Origin of the sequence: Pseudomonas fungipugnans, assembly GCF_029955235.1 — a bacterium.
Classification (GTDB): domain Bacteria; phylum Pseudomonadota; class Gammaproteobacteria; order Pseudomonadales; family Pseudomonadaceae; genus Aquipseudomonas; species Aquipseudomonas fungipugnans.
In genome coordinates this window covers 481545-502860 of the sequence record NZ_JARBWL010000001.1, presented here as the reverse complement: position 1 = coordinate 502860, position 21316 = coordinate 481545, and the positions used below count along the sequence as shown (strand labels likewise).

Here is a 21316-nt window from a genome sequence, read left to right as displayed (position 1 = left end):
TCAGGCGTCCACAGAGGTGTTAGGCCACTGTTGGGATGGAATCGGCAATTTGCGCGATTCGCCACGACCCATCGGGAAGTACAGGAAGCCGCTGCGAGCCAGGCGCTCGGCGTCGTACAGGTTGCGGCCGTCGAAAATCACCGGCGCCGCCAGACGCTCGCGGATCAGGTCGAAATCCGGTGCCTTGAACTGCTGCCACTCGGTACAGATGATCAGCGCGTCCGCGCCGGTCAATACCGATTCCGGTGTGCCCATCAGCATCAGTTTCGATTCGTGCGGATACAGATGTTGGGTTTCCTGCATCGCTTCCGGGTCGAACGCACGCACGTTGGCGCCGGCTGCCCATAGCGATTCCAGCAGCACACGGCTTGGCGCGTCACGCATGTCATCGGTGTTCGGTTTGAATGCCAGGCCCCACACGGCAAAGGTCTTGCCCGCCAGGTCGCCTTTGTAGAACGCATTGACGCGCTCGAACAGCTTGTGTTTCTGGCGTTCGTTGATGGCTTCCACCGCTTGCAGCAAGTCGCTGGAGCAGTTCGCTTCCTCTGCACTGTGAATCAATGCACGCATGTCTTTAGGGAAGCACGAACCACCATAACCGCAGCCCGGATAGATGAAGTGATAACCGATGCGTTGGTCGGCACCGATGCCCAGACGCACGGATTCGATGTCGCAGCCCAGGTGTTCGGCCAGTTCGGCGATCTGGTTGATGAAGCTGATCTTGGTCGCCAGCATGCAGTTGGCGGCGTACTTGGTCAGTTCGGCGCTGCGCAGGTCCATGAACATGATGCGGTCATGGTTGCGGTTGAAGGGCGCATAAAGTTCGCGCATGACTTCGCGAACTTCGTCACGCTCGCAACCGACGATGATGCGGTCAGGGCGGCGGCAGTCGGCGACGGCAGTGCCTTCCTTGAGAAACTCGGGATTGGAGACGATATCGAATTCAAGTTCGCGGCCGTCCAGCTTGCCCAGGATATGAGCGCGCAAGGTGTCGCCCGTGCCGACTGGAACGGTGGACTTTTCCACCAGAATCAGCGGTTGAACGCGGTGACGGGCCACGGCGTCGCCGACCGACAGCACGTAGCTCAGATCCGCCGAGCCGTCTTCGCTCGAAGGCGTACCCACGGCGATGAACAGCACTTCACCGTGCTGCACGGCGAGTTTTTCGTCAGTGGTGAACTGCAGGCGCTTGGCCTCAAGGCTTTCCTTGACCAGGCTGGCCAGCCCCGGTTCGAAAATGCTGACGTGGCCCTGTTTGAGCAGTTCGACCTTTTTGGCGTCGATGTCCATGCAAATCACATCGTGGCCGACTTCGGCTAACACAGCAGCCTGCACCAGGCCAACGTAACCGCTACCAAATACACTGATTTTCATGGGGTATTCCTAAGAACTGGCTTACGAGCAGGTCGAGAGTTGATGGTAATGACCCCGAGAATGACCAGGGCCACCCCAAGGCTTTTGGAAAGACTGAAATGTTCGTTGAACACTGGCAGCGTGGCAGCCAGCAGGTACACCAGCGCATAGCTGATGCTGAGCAATGAGTAGGCCCGGCCCAGCGGCAGGTCCTTCAGGGCAATCAGCCAGCAGAGCATCGACAGGGCATAGGCGAAGATCGCCAGCAGTACCACGCCGAGGGCGGCCAGATCGACCGTGCCATTGCTCAGGGCCGCCAGCCATTGTTCGGGTTGTGGCAGGCGGCTCATGCTCCAGCGCATACCCAGTTGGGCGCTGCTGACCAGCAGCACGCTGCCCAGCGCGAAGGTGATTCCACTGCGCAGGCTCATGCGTGTTGCCCCAACAAAACCACGCCACCCATGACCAGGGCGACACCGAGCCAGTGGCGACGGTCGACGGTTTCATGAAAGACGAAGCGGGCCACCAGGGTGATCAGCACAAAATTGAGGCTCAGCATCGGGTAAGCGACACCGACTTCAAGCCGTTGCAGCACCAGCAGCCACACCAGCAAACCGAATCCGAGGGACAGCAGTGCCAGCCACAACCAGGGCGAGCGCAGTTTCTCGGCCCAGCTGGAGTCTTCGCCGCGCCAGCTTTCTACCGCGTACTTCTGGGCAACCTGGCCCAGGCACGTCAGCAGGCAGGCGACCAACAACAGAATCAGGCTCATGAAGCGTCCTGCGGGAAAATAATGATCACCAGATTGCCTTGCTCGTAGCGCTTGCCGTCTTTGGGCAGCAGATCCACCTCCTGCAATTCATCGTCACCCTTGACGCGCATGAGCACACCCACCGAACCACTGCGACGTGCCTCGGTCATCCATTGCTGAACCATTTCGGTGGTGATGCGGCGGTTCTTCACGTCCGGGAAGTCCAGACCGTACTTGAGTTCGCCAACGGTGTTGTAAAGCGCAATTTCAGGGCGTTGCAGGCGCCAGGCGAGGGCCGCGGCGGCTCCCAGATCGTTACTCAACAGGTGGCTGGTCTGGCCGAGTTCCTGAACGTGTTCGAGGATGAATTGATCGGGAGTCTTGTTGGACACCACCGAGTTCGGCAGGCCGGCAGGTATCAGGCCAACGAAGATCAGGCTGCCAAACGCCGGCGCGGCCCAGCACTGCAGGGGTCTGAAGGCTTGCAGCAGGTTGGCCATGATCCAGCCGATCAGGCCGATGAACACCAGAATCAAATGGTGCAATTCAGCTTCGTATAGCGGCTTTTTCAGTTCCAGGTAAACCAGGGCCAACAGCACAACCACGCCCAGTACCAGGTTGAGCAAACCGTTGATTCCCACTGCCCGGCCTTTCTCAAGCTTGAGGCGGTCGGCCAACGCATTGCCCAGCAACAGGGCCAACGGCAGCAGGCACGGCAGGATGTACGCCGGCAACTTGCCCTTGCTCAGGCTGAAGAAAATCAGCGGCATCACCAGCCACAGCAACACAAAACCGATGTTTGCCTGCCGGCGGCTCTGCCAGGCCTGCTTCAATGCCGAGGGCAGCAACGCCGCCCAAGGCAGACTGAATGCCACCAGCATCGGCAAGTAATACCAGAACGGTGCGTCGTGCTGCGCATCATCGCCAGCGAAGCGACGAATGTGTTCGTGCCAGAAGAAGAACCGCCAGTAATCAGGCTCCTCTGCGTGCACGGCCAGCACCCACGGCAGGCTGATCGCGATGGCCACGACCACGGCGATCGGCCCGTAGACCAGCAGTTCACGCCAGCGTTTCTGCCAGATCATCCACGGCAGGGCAATCAGTACCGGCAGCGCCCAGGCGAGAAACCCCTTGGTCATGAAGCCCATGCCGCAGGCCAGTCCCACGGCCGCCCAGCCCAGCAGACGCTGGGTGCGTCCCACGCTGTCGAGGGCAAACCACAGGGCAACCAGGCTCAGGTTGACCCAGAACGTGAATTGCGGATCGAGGTTGGCGTAACCGGCTGCCCCGGCAATAACGGTGAAACTCATGTACAGCAAAGCGCAGGCAAAACTTTTGCGCGGCTCGTTCCACAGGCGGCGGGCCACCAGGAAACACAGCAGCCCGCTCAGCACAGTGCTCAGGGCCGAAGCAAAACGTACGCCGAACAGATTGTCGCCAAACACCGCCTGACCGATGGCGATCATCCAGTAACCGGCCACCGGTTTTTCAAAGTAGCGCAACCCCATGAAATGCGGCGACACCCAGTCACCGCTCAGGAGCATGTCCTGGCTGATCTGGGCATAGCGGGTTTCATCGGGAATCCACAAACCATGGCTGCCCAACGGCAACAGGTAGGCGATGGCGAAAATCGCCAGCAATAACGGTAATGCCCAGCGTTTGGTCATGCGCCTTGCACTCCCAGCCAGCCTTCACGGCCCTCAAGGGCGCCGCGCAGAACGCGACCGGCAGGCAGGGTAGCGATAGACTCGGGCAGCAAGTCGCCCAAGGGTTGGAAATGAATGTCGCGCTGGCGGGCATCGGCCAGCAGCTGACGAAAATCGTTAGCCATCAGAATCCCTTCTACCTCGGCATGGATCGTGTAGACGTTCAGTTGTTCAGGGGTGAAGCGGTTGAGGATGAATGCGTTGAAATCCTTGGCGGCCACGGTGGGGCCTACGACCTCGTCAAAGGTCGGCAGGTCCACCGGGATTTGCGGCGCGCCAAGGCTGCCATCGTTCAATGTCGGTCGAAACAGCGCCTGGCCCCGGCAATCGCTGTTGTAGCGAAAGCCGAAACCCTGCTTGGCCTCGATCACGCGCTCGTCCGCCCGCCAACCGGCGGAGGCCGAGCACTGCACCTTTTCCCCGAGGATGTCGCTGAGGGTGTCTACGCCCCGGCGAATCTGTTCGATCAGTTGCGCATCGCTCCAGCGGCCGGCATTGGCCTGCCAGCCGTGGTGATCCCAGGCGTGCAGGCCAATTTCATGGCCGGCTGCCTGGGCCTGGCGCATCAGGTGCCCCAGGTCGCGACCGATCGGTTTGCCGGGCCAGGCGGTGCCGGCCAGCAAAATATCCCAGCCGTACAGGCCGGCGGCGTTGGAACGCAGCATCTTCCAGAGGAATTGCGGGCGGATGAGGCGCCACAAGTGGCGCCCCATGTTGTCCGGCCCGACGCTGAAAAAAAACGTCGCCTTGACCTGGGCCTCATCGAGGATTTCCAGCAACCGGGGCACCCCTTCACGGGTGCCTCGATAGGTGTCGACATCGATACGAAGGCCTGCCTGCATCAGCGCTTGTCCGCGATTTCGAGCATGGCTTCACGCAGGAAGAAGTCCAGCGTGTTGCCGATGGTTTCGCTCATTTCAACGGTCGGTTCCCAATCCAGCAGACGCTTGGCGTTGGCAATGCTTGGCTTGCGGTGTTCCACGTCCTGGTAACCGGCACCGTAGAACGCCTTGCTTTCCACGTCGCGGAAACCGGCGAACGGAGGGAAGTTGGCGCGCAGTGGGTGCGCTTCGAACTGACGCAGCAGCTCTTCGCCCAGCTGACGAATGCTGGCTTCGTTTTCCGGGTTGCCGATGTTGATGATCTGACCGTTGCAGGCGTCGTTTTCGTTGTCGACGATGCGTGCCAGGGCTTCGATGCCGTCAGCGATGTCAGTGAAGCAGCGTTTTTGTTCGCCACCGTCGAACAGGCGGATCGGCGTACCTTCAACCAGGTTCAGGATCAGCTGGGTGATGGCGCGGGAGCTGCCGATACGGGCCGAATCCAGACGGTCCAGACGCGGGCCCATCCAGTTGAATGGACGGAACAGGGTGAAGTTCAGGCCCTTGGCGCCGTAAGCCCAGATCACGCGGTCCAGCAGTTGCTTGGAGACCGAGTAGATCCAGCGCTGCTTGTTGATCGGGCCAACAATCAGGTTCGAAGTGTCTTCGTCAAAGTTCTTGTCCTGGCACATGCCATAGACTTCGGAGGTCGACGGGAAAATCACGCGCTTGTTGTACTTGACGCAGTAGCGAACCAGTTTCAGGTTCTCTTCGAAGTCCAGCTCGAATACACGCAGCGGGTTGCGGGTGTATTCGATTGGCGTAGCGATGGCCACCAGCGGCAGGACCACGTCGCACTTCTTGATGTGATATTCGATCCACTCGGAGTGAATGCTGATATCGCCTTCCACGAAGTGGAAGTTCGGATGGCTGCGCAGGCGCTCGATGGCGTCGGAGCCGATGTCCAGGCCATAGACGTCGTATTTGTCGTCACGCAGCAGGCGCTCGGACAAGTGGTTGCCGATGAAACCGTTGACGCCCAGGATCAGCACGCGGGTGCGACGTGGGGTACGGCCGGATTCAGCGCCGCGCAGTACGGAGCCGTCTACCAGACCCAGTTCGGCGGCCAGTTGCGGGCCACTGAGGAACAGGCCGTTGTCGTTACGCTGACCGGAGGTAATGATCAGCGAGTCTTCGCCGCAAGCGATGCGCAGCGGGTCGACGCTGATCACACGGCCAGGTGCCTGACCTTCGTTGCCCTTGGCGACTTCGGCGCTCCAGACAATCAGTTTGTGCTCGCCCACGGCGCAGAACGCACCCGGGTACGGCTGGGTAACGGCACGCACCAGGTTGAACAGCTCTTCAGCCGGTTTCTTCCAGACCAGTTTGCCGTCAGCCGGGGTGCGGCGACCGTATACGCTGGCTTTGGACTCGTCCTGGGCGGTTTCGGTGATTTTGCCTTGCAGCAGGGTCGGCAGGGTGTCACGCAGCAGGGAAGCGGCGGCTTCGCGCAGCTTGCTGTGCAGGGTCAGGGCGGTGTCGGCGCGGTCGATGGCGACACGGTGCTGGGCAATGATTGCGCCGGCATCGGCACGTTTGACCATGCGGTGCAGGGTCACGCCGGTTTCGGTTTCGCCTTTGACCAGTACCCAGTTGGCCGGTGCGCGACCACGGTAGGTTGGCAGCAGCGAACCGTGCAGGTTGAACGCGCCTTTGCTGGCGGTGGCCAGCAGTGGCTCGCTCAGCAGGTTGCGGTAGTAGAAGGAAAAAATGTACTCAGGGTTGAGCTTGGCAATGCGCTCGATCCACAGCGGGTGGTTGACGTCTTCCGGGGCGTGTACCGGGATGCCTTTGCGAGCGCACAGCTGCGCAACGGAGCCGTAGAAGGCGTTTTCCTTCGGATCATCGGCGTGGGTGAAGACCGCACCGATTTCGAAACCTGCGTTTAACAGGGCTTCAATGCCGGCAATGCCGATATCGTGGTAGGCGAAGACAACTGCTTTTGCGCTCATGAGTGAACCTGATCTGAAGAAGTGGAAGTGAGACCGTCTACGGTAACAACGGGAGCAGGGGAGGCGGGCTGGTTACGCAGGACCTTCTCGATGAAGAACCGCGGGCGTGCCCGGACATCGCTGTACATGCGGCCCAGGTATTCACCCAGAAGGCCCATGCCGATGAATTGACCGCCAGTGAAAACGAACAGCACGGCGAACAGTACGAATGTACCGCCGCCCGCCCAGCCGGCACCGAAGGCCAGGCGCAGGACAATCAGCGCGATGGCGAACAGCACACCCAGACCGGCCATCGCGAAGCCGACGATGCTCAGCAGACGCAGCGGCGTGGTGGTCATGCAGGTGACCAGGTCAAACATCAGGTTGACCAGTCGCATCGGGCTGTACTTGGATTCGCCGTGTTCACGCTCGGCGTGCATCACCAGGATTTCCGTGGTGTGGCGCGCAAAGCTGTTGGCCAGAATCGGGATAAAGGTGCTGCGTTCGCGGCAGGCGAGCATGGCGTCGACGATGGTGCGGCGGTAAGCACGCAGCATGCAGCCGTAGTCGCTCATGGCCACACCGGTGGAACGCTGCACGGCGAGGTTGATCAGTTTCGACGGCCAGCGACGCAGGGCCGAGTCCTGACGGTTGTTGCGCACGGTGGCAACCACGTCATAACCGAGCTCGGCCTGGGCCACCAGGCGCGGGATTTCTTCCGGCGGGTTTTGCAGGTCGGCGTCGAGGGTGATCACCACGTCGCCCTTGCACTGCTCAAAACCGGCCATGATTGCCGCGTGCTGTCCGTAGTTGCGGTTCAGAATCACCGCCACCACGCAGCTGCCTTCGCGAGCGGCGGCGTCTTCAAGCAGTTGCGCCGAACTGTCACGGCTGCCGTCGTCAACCAGCACGATTTCGTACTCGTGGTTGAGTTGCGCGCAGGCTGCTTCAGTACGACGCAGCAGCTCTGGCAGGCTGTCTTCTTCGTTGTAGACCGGTATGACGATCGACACGCATTTGATTGGATAAGGTTTCAAAGGCTTCTGTCCATAATGGTTTCGATGGCGCCGACCACACGGTCAACGTCATCGGTGGTCATGTCGGGGAACAATGGGATCGAGCATAGCCGTGCCGAGTTCCATTCGGTATTGGGCAAGTAGATGTTCGGGAAGCGCTGACGATAATAGGTATGCAGATGCGTGGCAATAAAATGGATTCCTGTGCCGATATTCTGCTCCTGCAAAGCTTTCATGAACGCTTCACGGTCCAGTCCGCAACGTTCGGCGTCGATGCGCAGGATGAACAGGTGCCAGGCATGCTGTTGCGCATGTGTCGGAATGGCCAGCGGTTGTACCGGCGAGCCTTCCAGGCGTTGCAGGTAGTGCTGGGCCAGTTTGGTGCGTTTGGCGTTGATGTCGTTCAGACGCTCCAGTTGCACCAGGGCAATGGCGGCGTTGATGTCGGAGAGGTTGTATTTGAAGCCGGGTTCCATGACCTGGGCCTGCGGCTTGCGCCCACCGGTCAGCCGGTCGTAAGCGTCAACGCCCAGACCGTGGAACTTGAGCATGCGCACGCGGTTGGCCAGCGCTTGATCATCGGTAACGAACATCGCGCCTTCGGCGCAGGTCATGTTCTTGATCGCGTGGAACGAGAAAATCGCCGTGCCCTGGGAGCCGACATGACGACCTTTGTAAAAGGTGCCGGCTGCATGGGCGGCGTCTTCGATCACCGGGATGCCGTGCTTGTCGGCCAACGCGTAGAGCGGGTCGAGGTCGAAGGCGGCGCCGGCGTAGTGCACCGGGATGATCGCTTTGGTACGAGGCGTGATGGCCGCTTCGATGCTGGCGAGGTCGCTCATCAGCGTGTCGCGGTCGACATCGACAAACACCGGCGTCGCGCCGAGCAGACAGATCATGTTGGCCGTGGAGACCCAGGTCTGGGACGGCGTAATGACTTCGTCCCCGGGACCGATGCCCAGGGCCAGCAGGGTGATGTGCATGCCACCGGTGGCCGAAGACAAGGCCACGGCATGACGGCAGCCGACATAGGCGGCGAACTGCTCTTCCAGAGCCTGATTTTTAGGCCCGGTGGTGATCCAGCCGGAGCGGAGTACCTGCTCTACAGCTGCTATTTCTTCATCGCCGATACTGGGGCGCGAGAAGGGGAGAAAAGCCTGACTCATGGGGACCTCGGGGCCGGAACATCAACAATTTTCGGGTATAGAGCCTTGGATCCACATTAAGCGTAGACGCTAAAACGGAAGCTGCATCAATTAGTTACAGGGTAAATGTGACAAAATTCGTGGATTGACTTGTCGGTCCTTGAACGTCAGGTTGGGGGGATGGACATGGCTTGCTCAATGGCGCCGAGATTAAGACTAAAAATGTGAAAGGGACATGAAAAAGCGGTGGCCGATTCGTTTTTCTGCGCTCCAGACAGCAATAGTTCAGACTTCTGCCAATTTTTGTTACTTATCCGGGTCATTTTGCGATGGATTGCTTTGGAGGCCGTGCGTCACCTCTTTGATCGTTGTGTTGAATCGTTTTCATTCAGGACTGTTCGTTTGACTGACTTACCCGCTATCGACCCCGTGGCTGCCAAAGCCAACCCATTGACCCTCTATCTGGCACGTCTGGCGCCTTCCAGCCAGTTGACCATGCGCTATGTGTTGCAGGACGCCGCTGACCGGCTGGGATTCGACGAGATCAATATCGAGGAAATTCCCTGGCATCAACTTCAGCCGGAAGACGTCATCGCGTTGGTGGCGACCTTGCGCACCGATGGTTATGCGCCCAATACCTCTTCGTTGTACGTGAATGCGGTGCGCGGGGTGATGAACGAAGCCTGGCGCATGAGCCTGATCAATCAGGAACACCTGTTGAAAATGCGCTCGGTCAAAGGCATTGCCGGCACGCGGCTGTCCCAGGGACGCAATCTCAAGCGCACGCTGATTCAGGAATTGATGGCGGTGTGCGCGGCGGATCCGCGGCCCCAGGGCCTGCGGGACGCGGCAATCATTGCGGTGCTGTACGGTTCAGGCATGCGCAAGTCGGAATCGGTAAACCTAGACCTCAATCAGCTGGATTTCACCGAGCGCAGCTTGCGGATCACCGCCAAGGGTAATAAACAGCTGATCAAGTACGCCCCGGCCTGGGCGTTTGAAAAGCTGCAAGCATGGCTGGAACTGCGGCGCAATCAGCTCGGCGAAGGCATCGAGGACGATCCGTTCCTGTTCAACCGCATCCGTCGCGGCAGCCACATTACTCGCGAGCGCATCACCAAACATGCGATCTATTACATTGCCCGCCAGCGTGGTGCGCAGGTCGGGGTGAAGATCATGCCCCACGATTTCCGGCGCTCGTTCATCACTCGGGTCATCGAAGAGCATGACCTGTCGATCGCCCAGAAACTGGCGCACCACAGCAACATCCAGACCACCGCCAACTACGATGTGCGTGATGACAATGAGCGGCGCCGGGCAGTGGATCGCTTCGATCTTTGATGCCCACTGAATAAAAGCGCAGGAGCTGCCGCAGCCGGCGGCTCCTGCCGCGCAGATTTATTCAGGGGTTAGGAATAAACGCCACGCTCTGGTCTTCCCGGCCATGGAACATGCGCTGGCCGTTGGTAGGTGTGGTGGTGATGACTTGATGGTCTGCACTCAGGTAGTCCAGCGGCACCGCTTCGCCAGTGCGGTATTGGGCCACAATAATGGTGCGCTTCGGATCCCAGTGTTCACCACTGGTGGTCTCCAGCCATTTCATCAGTCCGGCGCTGTCGCCAGTGCGCGGGAACTCCTGGCTTTCCTGTACGTAGTAGAACGGTGTACCACCGGTTTGCAGGTACATCGGCACTTTGTTGTCGACTTCAATCATGACCATGCGCCACTCGTTCAACGGCGCACGTTTGCTCGCTTCAAGTTTGACGGTGTCACCGAATGCAATCGCGCCGCCACCGCCATTGGTCCAGGGATAGATAACGCCCAGTATCGCCACCAACAACACGGTGGCCGCACCGAAGCCGATTTTCCAGCCTTTACCCCCAAACCGGCCTTGCGCGTTGCGTTCAGCGAACCGTCGGGTCAGCCACCAGGCGCCGAGCAGTTGTGCGAAAGGCACCAATGGCAGCACGTAATAGCTGCGACGGCTGCCGCTGGCGGTGAAAAACACCATCAACAGGCCCAGGCCCCAGATCAGCCAGCGGGTATTGGGTTCAATAGTGCGCCAATTGCGCGCCGCGACCCACAACGCGAGCAGCCAGCACGGCGCCCACGGCAAGGTGTAGACCGGCAGGTAAATCAGGTAAGTGTAAATCGGACCGAACTGATCGAATGGCTGGAAGAAGCGCACCACGTTTTCGCGCAGTACCAGACCCAATCCGCTTTGACCGTAGGTCGGCGCGCCGTAGAAGTGGGACAGGACAAACGGCGTCATATAGAACGCGCCGGCAATCACCAGCGCTACGCACAGTCGCAGATTGAGGTGACGTTTCCAGCGACCCTCCTGCAACAAATGCGGCAACAGCAGCAGCCCCGGCAGAATGAAACCGATCAGGCCCTTGAGCAGCGAGGTCAGGGACAGCAACAGGAAAAAAACCAGATAGCGCGTCAGCCGAGTGTCGTCCGGTCCGCGCCAGTACCACCACACGGCGGCGAGTACGCCGCACACAGTCAGGATGTCGGCTGTGGCAACCCGCGCCCAGAAAATGAAATAGAACGTGGTCGCCAGCATCCAGCCGGCAATCAGCCCGGTGCCTTTGCGGAACAACTGCTCACCGAGCAGGTACACCAGCCACACGCTGAGCCAGGCGGAAAGCACCGAGGACAAACGCAGCGACCAGTGTCCCAGTTCGCCTCCGGCGAGCCAGGCCGTGGCGGTAATCAGCCAGTAGGAGGGCAGGGGTTTGTCGTAGTACGTCATGCCCTTGAGATAAGGGTCGAAGTAATCGCCGCTCTGGAGCATCTGCAGGGCAATGTTGGCCCAGCGGGTTTCCGCTCCCCACAGCTCACGCGAGCCCAGCCCCAAACACAACATCAGGGCGGTCGCGCCCAGCAGGAGCCATAACGCACCCCTGTCACTTGCCCAGAACTTCATTGAGGTTTTTTTCCTGTGTCAGCGTTTTAAGACGCGGGCGCAAACCTGTGGGAGCGAGCCTGCTCGCGAAGGGTGAATATCAGTCAACATTGGGTTAACTGACACACCGCATTCGCGAGCAGGCTCGCTCCCACAAGGGTTATGTGCTCATTTCAGTCATGCAGCTCAAGGCCGGCTTTGCGGGAAGATCAGGATCTCCAGATTGCCACGCTGGTAGCGCTTGCCATCCACCGGCAACATCGCGACCTCCTGGACTTCCTGCACGCTGTTGACGCGCATGACCACGCCCACCGCCCCCTTTTTACGGGCCTCGGTCATCCACTCGCCGACGTTTTCCTTGGTGACTTTGCGCGACGCCATGGCCGGGTCATCAAGGCCATATTTCAACTCGCCGACAGTGTTGAAGAGATCGACTTGCGGGCGTTTCAGTCGCCACGACAGGGCCGATGCCGCGCCCAGGTCATTACTCAGCAACGAGGTGGTTTCGCCCAGTGCGTCAATATGCTCGGCAATGAACTGATCCGGCATCTTGCTGTTGACGATCTGCCCAGGCATTGCCGCCGGCAGCAAAGCCACCAGCAACCAGATACCCAGCGCCGGAGCGGACCACAGCAACAATGGTCGCGAGATTTGCAGGGCGCTGGAGATAATCCAGCCCGCCAACACGATGTAGGCCAGCGACAGGCTGAACATCTCGGTGTTTTCGTATATTCCCCGGGTGGCCTGGAGATAAATCAGCGCGATCAGCGCCGCGCCGGCCAGTACCACATTGAATATGCCATTGACCCGGATCGCCCGACTTTTTGCCTGTTCAAGCAGGCCGACCACGGTGTGGCCCATCAGCAAGGCCAGCGGCAACAGGCACGGCATGATGTAGGTCGGCAGCTTGCCTTTGCTCAGGCTGAAGAACGCCAGCGGCAGAACCAGCCAGAGCAACAGGAAACCCGTCGCCGGTTGACGCTTGTTTTTCCAGGCATCGATGAGCGTCGACGGCAGCAGCGCCGCCCATGGCAGGCTCGATGCCGCCAGCAGCGGCAGGTAGAACCACCATGGGCGTGCGTGCTGTGCATCATCGGCGGAGAAGCGACGGATGTGTTCATGCCAGAAGAAGAACCGCCAGAAATCCGGTTCCTGATGGTGAATGGCGAGCACCCACGGCAGGGAAACCAGCGCCGCAACCACCGTGGCCACCGGCCCGTAACGCAACAACTCGCCCAGGCGGCGTTGCCACAGCATGTAGGGCACAGCGATCAGCACCGGCAGCAGCCAGGCGAGAAACCCCTTGGTCATGAACCCCATGCCGCAGGCGACGCCGAGCATCGCCCAGGCGCCGATTCGTTCACGGGATGAGCGGCTATCGAGGGCAAACCACAGCGCCACCAGGCTCAAGTTGACCCACAAGGTGAATTGCGGATCCAGATTGGCGTAGCCCGCCTGACCGGCAACCAGCCCGAAGCTCATATAAAGCAGTGCGCAGGCGCCACTCTTGAGCGGGTCGTTCCACAGACGCCGGGCAATCAGGTAGGCCAGCCACACGCTGACCCCGGTGCTCACGGCCGAGGCGATACGCACGCCAAACAGGTTATCGCCAAAAATCGCCTGACCGATGGCGATCATCCAGTAACCGGCAATGGGTTTTTCGAAATAGCGGATGCCCATGAAGTGCGGGGCTACCCAGTTGCCACTCAGCAGCATTTCCTGGCTGATCTGGCCATAACGGGTTTCGTCGGGGATCCAGAGACCGTGGGTCATCAGTGGCAGCAGATAAAACAACACGAACGCCAGCAGCAAGCCGGGAACAATCCAGCGTTCAACGGCGGTTGAGGTTCGGGAGGCGTTGCGGGCCAAAGGGTTGGCAGGGGGAGGCAATATTGTGTGATGGAGCGTCATGACTCGACCTTAACGCGGTAACGTTACTGGGTTCAGTGCAACAGCTCGGCGCAATCCTGCGAGAGCAGAGCACTGGATTAAATGAATGCAGGTATGTCGGCAATTGAGGTGCGTGATCTCCCTGATCCGAAGCACTATTAGGCTTACTAGCTGAACGGTTCCTGAAGAATTCAAGCTTGAAACGAAACCATGTCCAATAATTGAATGAAAAATTTCACTTTAAGCTAAGTTTTTTCGCCGGAAGTTGCATAGCTTGCTATGCAATATTCCTGATGGGTGAAGCACTCATAATCCGATAATTGACGTTAAAGGTTATAGGTCATTCGCCCTCTACTACTTCAGTGGTTTTTCACTCAACAGCGAAGACCAGTCACCGGGATTCAATATGCCCAGTACTTTAAGTTGGCCGCTGGCACCCATGCTGACGAATAACGAACTGCTGTACTCGCTGGCCGCCGCGTGTTTGAAACCGGTCTGGCGCTCGAAGTCGCTGATGCAGCCGCTGTGAGTGACCAAGACCATATTGCGTTCGGCAACCTTGTGCGCAATGACGTCGTTACGCAGGGTGTCGCCACAGCTGCGTAGCCACTCCTGACTGTCCACGTCCTTGCCCACGAGGGCGTCGGCTGTTTGCCGGGTGCGGGTCACTGGGCTGCTGATCACATCGGTTTGCGACATACCCAGTCGCGCAAACCCTTGGCCTACTGTGGCGGACGCCTCGTTACCTGATTTAGTGATGCCATCGGCAGGGCCCAGGCAAGGATTGCTGGAGCGATCGCAGCGCTCGGCATGACGCACCAGAACCACCACCTCACCTGCGCGCCAATGCCGCAACAATTCCTCTTGCGCCTGAGGCCCGGCGGCGGCCAGGTTGATCGGAGACCTGGGCAACATGAAAAACGCTGTCACCAGGATCGCCACAATCAACACGCCCCCTGCGACAGAAGCCTTGCTGATACGCGATCTCATCCATCGCGGGGCTGTATTGGCGGGTAATGCGGAGTCGACCACGGTCTTGCCTCTTTTTGGAACCGGTACGCTGCGCACGAGGCAGCAGTCGCCGGGAAAGTATCGACGGAATCGTAAATGGTTTACTTGCACGGCTAACAATGTCTCGCACACTAAAAGGGCGTGCGTATGAACGGGGTGAAATGGATGTGAAAAATTTGCCTGAACACACCTGAATGATTGATGAACGACTTCTGTTTAGTTCTGTTATGCAGAACAGCGTAGTCGCTTCTGGAAGAAGTGAAGGGCGCGCTTGCACATTGATAACAAAAGAAAAAGAATAGTTATTTCAAACTATTGCGGAGGGCATATCGGGGGTGCGCGAGGGCGGAGCAAGCGCCCGTACTCGACGTGTGACCACTGCGCGTTTGAACCGGCGAAGACGATTTTCAGCCGGCGGTCGGGCAGCCCTGACGATTCCCGGCGGCGGCCTGGGTAATCAGAACAGCCAGGCGTCTGACGTTGTTTTGCTGCGCCGTCACCAGCTCGTCGATGGACGTACCTGAAGGCGTTTGCAAGGTGCTTCGGCACGTGACCAGCGCATTATCCGTCTGCCCGGAAGTGCGCAGGCGCCACTTCACATCGATCAGCCCGTACTGACCGGGAATCGAATCGAAGCGCTGCACATCCACCCGCACTGACACCTTGCGCTGTGGGCTGGCATTGGCCAGTTGATCCACCAGCGCGCTGCGCAGTTCGTCGGCCAGGCTTGCGCCCCACCAGTCGGTTTCGAGGATCGCCAGACCGCTGTTGCCCTGGCGGATGACGATCTGTGGCCGGTCCACCTGGGGCGGCACGCTGATGCCTTCGATCTGGATTTCGCCGACGCCGTTGTGTGCGCCGCCCCCCGGTTGCGCCGGGGTCAGGGTGTGAAAGTGAATCGGATCACTGCGACAGGCAGTCAGCAATAACAGCGTGGCGAGCAACGTGAACTTCAATGCCATGGTCAATAGCTCCTTTGATCAGTTACGCGGCGGGCCTTGCATATCGGACGGCGCGGCGTTGTCGGGACGGCCGCGGATGAGCGATTCCGGGTGGCGTCCCAGGTAGTCCGAGAACTCACGCAACGAGCGCGACATACGTTTGAGCTCGTCCAGGGTCTGCGACAGCTGCTCACGTTGTGGCGAATCTTCGGCCAGGGTCGAGTTGGCCGATTGCAGGGTCTTGCTCACGTCTGCCAGCGTACTTTGCACGCTGGGCAGGGTCTTGGTATTGAACTGCACCAGGCTTTTACGCAATTCGGTCAGGTTGCCATCGAGGTTGTTGGCGATGCGTTCCACCGGCAGTTTGGCGATGCGGTCGACCATGGCCTGCAGCTTGTTTTGCAGCTCTTCGAGACTGCCGGGAATGGTCGGAATCACGATAGGGCGGGCGTTGACATCGAACGCAACTTTCTCCGCTTTCGGGTAGAAATCCAGCGCGATGTAAAGCTGGCCGGTCAGCAGATTGCCGTTGCGCGCCTGGGCACGCAGACCGTTTTCGATGAACGTGCCAATCAGGCGTACGCCGGCGGCTTCGTCGTCGGGATCATGCAACAGAGCCTTGACCAATTTGTCGTGTGCCCGCCCAAGCCGCTGCGGGTAGATCACAATGCCGACATTGATCGGGAAACTTTGTTTTTTCTCGTCGAAATCCAGATTGATTGCCACCACCTTGCCGATTTCAATGCCAAGGAATTCCACCGGCGCATCGACCTTGAGCCCGCGCAAGGCCTGGTCGAAACGCAGGCTGAGGTATTGCGGCTTGCCATTGGGCGGGGCGAGGGCGGTTTGCTGGTCGGGGAACAGCTCGTAGGCGTATTCCTCGGCGGCGGCTTTGTCGTTGGGGCTGTAATCCGGGGCGCGGAAGGCAATACCGCCGACCAGCATCGAGGACAGGGATTCGGTCTTCAGCGCAAAACCATTGGCGCCGACGCTGACGTCGATGCCGCTGGCGTTCCAGAAGCGGGTGTTTTCGGTGACGTAGGCATCGTTGGGCGAGTGGATGAACAAGTCGATATTGACGCCTTTGCCGTCCTTGTCCAGGGCATAACCGACCACCTGGCCCACCGGGATCTTGCGGTAATAGACCGGCGAGCCGATATCCAGCGAACCGAGGTCCGGGGTGTGCAGGGTGAAACGTTTGCCGGGCTCGCCATAGGTGATGGCCGGCGGATTTTCCAGGCCTTTGAAGTTTTTCGCGCGGTTATTGGCCTGGCCAATGTCGGCGCCAATGTAGTCGCCGGACAGCAGGGTATCGATACCTGACACGCCACCGGCACCAATGCGCGGGCGCACTACCCAGAACTGTGAGTCTTCGCGGGTAAAGCTTTCTGCCTGTTTGGACAGCTTGATCGTGGCGACGACGTTTTTCTGGTCGTCGGTCAGTTCCACGTCCGAGACATGCCCGATCACCACGTTGCGGTATTTGACCTCGGTCTTGTTGGCGGTCAGGCCGTCGCCGGTCTTGAACGTCACGACAATGCTCGGGCCTTCCTGCAGCAGGTTGTGCACCACCAGTGAAATCCCGATCAACACAGCCACGATCGGCACAATCCACACCAGTGAAATGGTGAAGCGGCGAGTCTTGATACTCGCCTGACCCGGGGCCTGCGGCCCGTCAGTGGCTTGCGACTTCATTCGAGACCTCATTGTTGTGTGGGGTTTCGCCCTGTTCATCCCAAATCAATCGCGGATCGAAACTCATCGCCGAGAGCATGGTGAACACCACCACCATGCCAAAAAACAGTATCCCCGGGCGCGGCTCGATATCCCCCAGTGCCTGGAACTTCACCAGTGCCGCCACAAGCGCCACGACGAGCACATCGAGCATTGACCAATAGCCGATCAGTTCGACAAAGCGGAACAACTTCGAGCGTTGTTTACGCGCCCAGTGGCTGTCGCGCTGCACCGTCACCAGTAACAGCGTCAGGGCCACGAACTTGATGCCAGGCACCGCGATACTGGCGATGAAAATGATCAGGGCGATGTCCCAGGCGCCGCCTTCCCAGAACTCCAGCACGCCGCTCATGATGGTGCTGTCGGCCCCGGCGCCGAGCAGCTTGGTGTTCATTACCGGCAGCAGATTGGCGGGGACGTAGAACGCCAGGGCGGTGAGCATGTAGGCCCAGGTGCGGATCAGCGAATTGGTTTTGCGCCGGTGCAGGGGGGCGCCGCAACGCTCGCACTCGTCGGGTTCATCGGTCATGTCGCAGGCCATGCCGCAGCTGTGGCACAGGCACAGGTTGAGTTCGCTGGCCAGCGGCGGGGTGCTCATAAGATGTCCCAGAGATCGCGAACATCGCGCCCGGCAATGCGGATCAGCAACAGGCTGAGGACGGCGAGGGCGAACAGGCCGATGCCAGGCAGCACGTCCAGCAAGCCGGCGAGTTTGAACACGGCGACCATGGCGCCCAACAGGCACACTTCGAGCATGCTCCAGGGGCGCAGGCTTTCCAGCCAGCGCATGCACTGCTTGAACGCCGGAGAACGGCGAGAGGCAAGGGCGAAACTCAAGACCCAGATCAACAGCAACAACTGGAACACCGGGGCGATGATGATGGAAATCGCCGCGACCATGGCGATGAAGGTGATCGGCCCCTGACTCAGCGCCACCACCGAATCCCACAGCGTCGCGCTGTTTTTCAGGCCCTTGAGGCTGATGCTCATTACCGGGTAGAAATTGGCGAACACCCACAGCACCACGGCAGCGAAGCTCAAGGCCAGACGCTGTTCCACTGACAGGCCGTTATAGCGTTGCAGGACGCCACCGCAGCGAGTGCACAGGGTTTTCTGATGTTTGGCGAGCGTGACTTTTTCATACACACAGTCACAGTGCTCGCAGATGATCAGGTGATCGGTCTTGGTCATCGGTCGCGCTCAACAGGAGGCAGGAAAGTCAGAGCACCCCATCAATATAGAAGCGCCTCGCCATAGAGCAAATTAAAAGACGAACCAGCCCCCCTGTGGGAGCGAGCCTGCTCGCGAAGGCGGTCTGTCAGTCAATATTGATGTTGAATGTAATACCGCTATCGCGGGCAAGCCCGCTCCCACACTGGATAACTGCCGGGCGTCAATTTTGTGTTCACTGCAGATCCCCCTGTGGGAGCGAGCCTGCTCGCGAAGACGCTGTGTCAGGCAACCCCATCTTCAGGTGCTCAGCCGAGCATCTCCCGCATCCGATACCACAACATTCCCAACGCCAGCAGCGGCGAGCGCAGGGCCTTGCCGCCGGGGAAGGTCATGTGCGGCACCGCGCTGAACACGTCCAGGCCCTGGCTGTGTCCGGCATCAATCGCTTCGGCCAGCAAACGTGCGCACCAGTGGGTCACGTTCAGGCCATGCCCGGAATAACCCTGGGCATAGAACACATTCGGGTACTGGCTCAGGCGACCGACCTGGGGAAAGCGATTGGCGGTGATGCCGATCTTGCCGCCCCATTGATAGTCGATGCGCACATTCGCCAGTTGCGGAAAAACCTTGAGCATCTGCGGCCGCATATAGGCCTCGATGTTCGCCGGATCACGCCCGGAGTAGTGGCAGGCGCCGCCAAACAGCAAACGCCGGTCCGCCGAGAGCCGGTAATAATCCAGCCCGACTTTCTGATCACACAGCGCCAGATTCTGTGGGATCAGCTCGGCGGCCATCTGTTCGCCCAGTGGTTCAGTTGCAATGATGTAACTGCCCGCCGGCAAGACCTTGCCACTCAAGCGCGGTTCGAGCTCTTCAAGATGCGCGTTGCAGGCCAGCACCAGGCTGCCGGCGCGCACGGTGCCACCGGCACAACGCACCTGCACCGTGCTGCCGTGGATCAACTCCAGCACTTCACTTTGCTCGAAGATCCGCACCCCCAGTGAGTGCGCGACCTGGGCTTCACCCTGCACCAGATTGAGTGGATGCAAATGACCGGAGCCCATGTCGATCAAGCCACCGGCATACACCCCGGCGTTCACCACCTGCTGGCGAATCTGCTGCGGCTCGACCAGACGGGTTTCGTGGGCATAACCCGACTCCACCAGGACTTGCTGCTCAGCCTTGAACGCGGCGAACTGCGCCGGGGTGTTGGCCAGCTCACAGAAGCCCCAGCGCAGATCACAATCGATACTGTGTTCAGCAATACGATTACCCACCAGCGCCACCGACTCGATCCCGGCGCGCTCCAGATACCGGACGCCTTCCTGACCGACATAGCGCGTAAAACCGCTGACATCGTGGCCAATGCCGCGAATCAACTGCCCGCCATTGCGCCCGCTGGCGCCCCAGCCGATCCGCCGGCCTTCCAGCAACACCACCGAGAGCCCGCGCTGGGCCAGCTCAATGGCAGTGTTGACGCCGGTAAACCCGCCACCGATGACGCAGACATCGGCCTGCAGATCTTCGGCCAACGAAGGCCATGGCGTGATGCCATGGGCAGACGCGGCGTAATAGGAGCGGGCATGTTCATTGCTGTACTGATTCATTTGTTGGACTTCACTTTGCTCCAGGAACGGGTCATCAAACGCATGATCGCCTGGGGCGGGGTGGTGGAAATATAGAGTTTGTCGAGCACGGACTGCGGCGGATACACCTCGGGATTGTTCACCAGCGCCTGATCCATGTACTGCTTGGCGGCCGGGTTCGGGTTCGCGTAACCGACCGAGGCGCTGACCTTGGCAATCACTTGCGGGTCGAGCAGGTAATTGATGAAGGCATGGGCTTCTTTCGGGTTGGCAGCGTCGGCGGGAATGGCCAGCAGGTCAAACCACAAGTTGCTGCCTTCCTTTGGAATCGCGTAGGCGATGTTCACGCCATTCTTCGCTTCCTTGGCGCGGTTCGCTGCCTGGAACACATCGCCCGAGTAACCGAAGGCTACGCAGATGTCGCCATTGGCCAGGTCCGACACGTATTTGGAGGAGTGGAAGTAGGTGATGTAAGGCCGGATGCTCAGCAACTTGGCTTCGGCCTTTTTGAAATCCTCAGGGTTTTCGCTGCGCGGATCCATGCCCATGTAGTTGAGGATTGCCGGGAACACTTCATCTGCCGAGTCCATCATCGACACGCCGCACTGGCTGAGTTTCTTGATGTTCTCGGGCTCGAACAGCACGGCCCAGGAATCGATGTGATCGATGCCCAGCACTTGCTTGACCTTGTCCACGTTGTAGCCAATGCCGTTGGTGCCCCACAGGTAGGGCACCGAATGCGTGTTACCCGGATCGTTTTTTTCCAGCAGTGCCAGCAGCTTCGGATCGAGGTTTTTCCAGTTGGGCAACTGCGAGCGATCCAGTTTGAGGAACGCGCCGGCTTTCACCTGACGGGCGAGAAAGTGGTTGGAGGGCACCACCACGTCGTAGCCGGTGCGGCCGGCCAGCAGCTTGCCTTCCAGGGTTTCGTTGGAATCGAATACGTCATAGATCACCTTGATCCCGGTTTTCGCCTGGAAGTCGGCAAGGGTGGTTTCGCCGATGTAATCAGTCCAGTTATAGACACTGACAGTGGGCTGAGCCTGCGCACCGACGCTGCACAGCAAGGCCAGCGCAGCCGGGACCATGGATTTCAATAGACGCATATCGACACCTCTTCGGGTTGTTGGATTTTTTAGGTGTTTCCTGGTGTTCTTTCAATGGCAAGTGAACGCGGTCCTGTGGCGAGCGAGCTTGCTCGCGCCGCGGTGCGTAGCAGCCCCAAAACCCTGGAGGACGAAGGTCATGTTGTGAGCGCTGCGCACTCAAGCGTGAGCAAGCTCGCTC

Annotated in this window: 18 protein-coding genes; 1 reads left to right on the top strand and 17 read right to left on the bottom strand. The window is 59.5% G+C overall.

The window, feature by feature from the left end; translation table 11 throughout:
• The 8 genes from POF45_RS02285 to arnB are packed head-to-tail and all read right to left on the bottom strand — an operon-like array spanning position 1 to position 8804.
• Complete coding sequence (locus POF45_RS02285) at positions 1-1374, bottom strand: UDP-glucose dehydrogenase family protein (RefSeq protein ID WP_259502973.1); 1374 nt, start codon at positions 1372-1374, stop codon at positions 1-3.
• On the bottom strand, positions 1371-1784 hold the full coding sequence (arnF, locus tag POF45_RS02280) for a 4-amino-4-deoxy-L-arabinose-phosphoundecaprenol flippase subunit ArnF (protein WP_259502974.1): 414 nt from the start codon (positions 1782-1784) through the stop codon (positions 1371-1373). Before arnF ends, POF45_RS02285 begins: the two co-directional genes overlap by 4 nt.
• Positions 1781-2125, bottom strand: coding sequence for a 4-amino-4-deoxy-L-arabinose-phosphoundecaprenol flippase subunit ArnE (arnE, locus tag POF45_RS02275; RefSeq protein WP_282314942.1), 345 nt, complete (start codon positions 2123-2125; stop codon positions 1781-1783). The genes arnF and arnE overlap by 4 nt, the downstream gene beginning before the upstream one ends.
• Positions 2122-3771, bottom strand: coding sequence for a lipid IV(A) 4-amino-4-deoxy-L-arabinosyltransferase (arnT, locus tag POF45_RS02270; protein ID WP_282314941.1), 1650 nt, complete (start codon positions 3769-3771; stop codon positions 2122-2124). Before arnT (POF45_RS02270) ends, arnE begins: the two co-directional genes overlap by 4 nt.
• Positions 3768-4652 carry a 4-deoxy-4-formamido-L-arabinose-phosphoundecaprenol deformylase gene (arnD, locus tag POF45_RS02265; RefSeq protein WP_259502977.1) on the bottom strand — a complete coding sequence of 295 codons (885 nt, stop codon included), beginning with the start codon at positions 4650-4652 and terminating at the stop codon, positions 3768-3770. The genes arnT (POF45_RS02270) and arnD overlap by 4 nt, the downstream gene beginning before the upstream one ends.
• Complete coding sequence (gene arnA, locus POF45_RS02260) at positions 4652-6643, bottom strand: bifunctional UDP-4-amino-4-deoxy-L-arabinose formyltransferase/UDP-glucuronic acid oxidase ArnA (protein ID WP_259502978.1); 1992 nt, start codon at positions 6641-6643, stop codon at positions 4652-4654. The genes arnD and arnA overlap by 1 nt, the downstream gene beginning before the upstream one ends.
• Positions 6640-7659, bottom strand: coding sequence for an undecaprenyl-phosphate 4-deoxy-4-formamido-L-arabinose transferase (arnC, locus tag POF45_RS02255; protein WP_259502979.1), 1020 nt, complete (start codon positions 7657-7659; stop codon positions 6640-6642). The genes arnA and arnC overlap by 4 nt, the downstream gene beginning before the upstream one ends.
• A complete protein-coding gene (gene arnB / locus POF45_RS02250) occupies positions 7656-8804 on the bottom strand; it encodes a UDP-4-amino-4-deoxy-L-arabinose aminotransferase (protein WP_259502980.1) in 1149 nt (382 codons plus the stop codon). The genes arnC and arnB overlap by 4 nt, the downstream gene beginning before the upstream one ends.
• Positions 8805-9185: 381 nt before the next feature.
• On the opposite strand from arnB, the gene POF45_RS02245 reads away from it, so the two are divergent.
• The gene (locus tag POF45_RS02245) at positions 9186-10124 is read left to right on the top strand and encodes a site-specific integrase (RefSeq protein ID WP_431978583.1); all 939 of its coding nucleotides are present in this window, start codon (positions 9186-9188) and stop codon (positions 10122-10124) included.
• A gap of 61 nt (positions 10125-10185) precedes the next feature.
• Here POF45_RS02245 and POF45_RS02240 read toward each other — a convergent pair whose 3' ends face one another.
• From POF45_RS02240 to POF45_RS02200, 9 genes are all read right to left on the bottom strand, one after another.
• Positions 10186-11715, bottom strand: coding sequence for an ArnT family glycosyltransferase (locus POF45_RS02240; protein ID WP_259502981.1), 1530 nt, complete (start codon positions 11713-11715; stop codon positions 10186-10188).
• A gap of 165 nt (positions 11716-11880) precedes the next feature.
• On the bottom strand, positions 11881-13605 hold the full coding sequence (arnT, locus tag POF45_RS02235; RefSeq protein WP_282314940.1) for a lipid IV(A) 4-amino-4-deoxy-L-arabinosyltransferase: 1725 nt from the start codon (positions 13603-13605) through the stop codon (positions 11881-11883).
• A gap of 333 nt (positions 13606-13938) precedes the next feature.
• Positions 13939-14616 (bottom strand): lipopolysaccharide core heptose(II)-phosphate phosphatase PmrG, encoded by a 678-nt coding sequence (gene pmrG / locus POF45_RS02230; protein ID WP_409077936.1) that lies wholly within the window; start codon positions 14614-14616, stop codon positions 13939-13941.
• Between the two features lie 386 nt (positions 14617-15002).
• Positions 15003-15563: a PqiC family protein gene (locus POF45_RS02225; RefSeq protein WP_259502984.1), complete on the bottom strand. Its 561-nt coding sequence runs from the start codon at positions 15561-15563 to the stop codon at positions 15003-15005.
• Between the two features lie 12 nt (positions 15564-15575).
• Entirely contained in the window at positions 15576-17231 is a 1656-nt protein-coding gene (locus tag POF45_RS02220) for a PqiB family protein (protein ID WP_259502985.1), read from the bottom strand.
• On the bottom strand, positions 17212-17868 hold the full coding sequence (locus POF45_RS02215) for a paraquat-inducible protein A (RefSeq protein ID WP_259502986.1): 657 nt from the start codon (positions 17866-17868) through the stop codon (positions 17212-17214). The genes POF45_RS02220 and POF45_RS02215 overlap by 20 nt, the downstream gene beginning before the upstream one ends.
• Positions 17865-18461, bottom strand: coding sequence for a paraquat-inducible protein A (locus POF45_RS02210; protein ID WP_259502987.1), 597 nt, complete (start codon positions 18459-18461; stop codon positions 17865-17867). Before POF45_RS02210 ends, POF45_RS02215 begins: the two co-directional genes overlap by 4 nt.
• Positions 18462-18748: 287 nt before the next feature.
• Positions 18749-20050, bottom strand: a complete 1302-nt coding sequence (locus POF45_RS02205) for an NAD(P)/FAD-dependent oxidoreductase (protein ID WP_282314939.1) — start codon at positions 20048-20050, stop codon at positions 18749-18751.
• Positions 20047-21135 (bottom strand): polyamine ABC transporter substrate-binding protein, encoded by a 1089-nt coding sequence (locus POF45_RS02200; protein ID WP_259502989.1) that lies wholly within the window; start codon positions 21133-21135, stop codon positions 20047-20049. Before POF45_RS02200 ends, POF45_RS02205 begins: the two co-directional genes overlap by 4 nt.
• Positions 21136-21316: the final 181 nt, after the last annotated feature.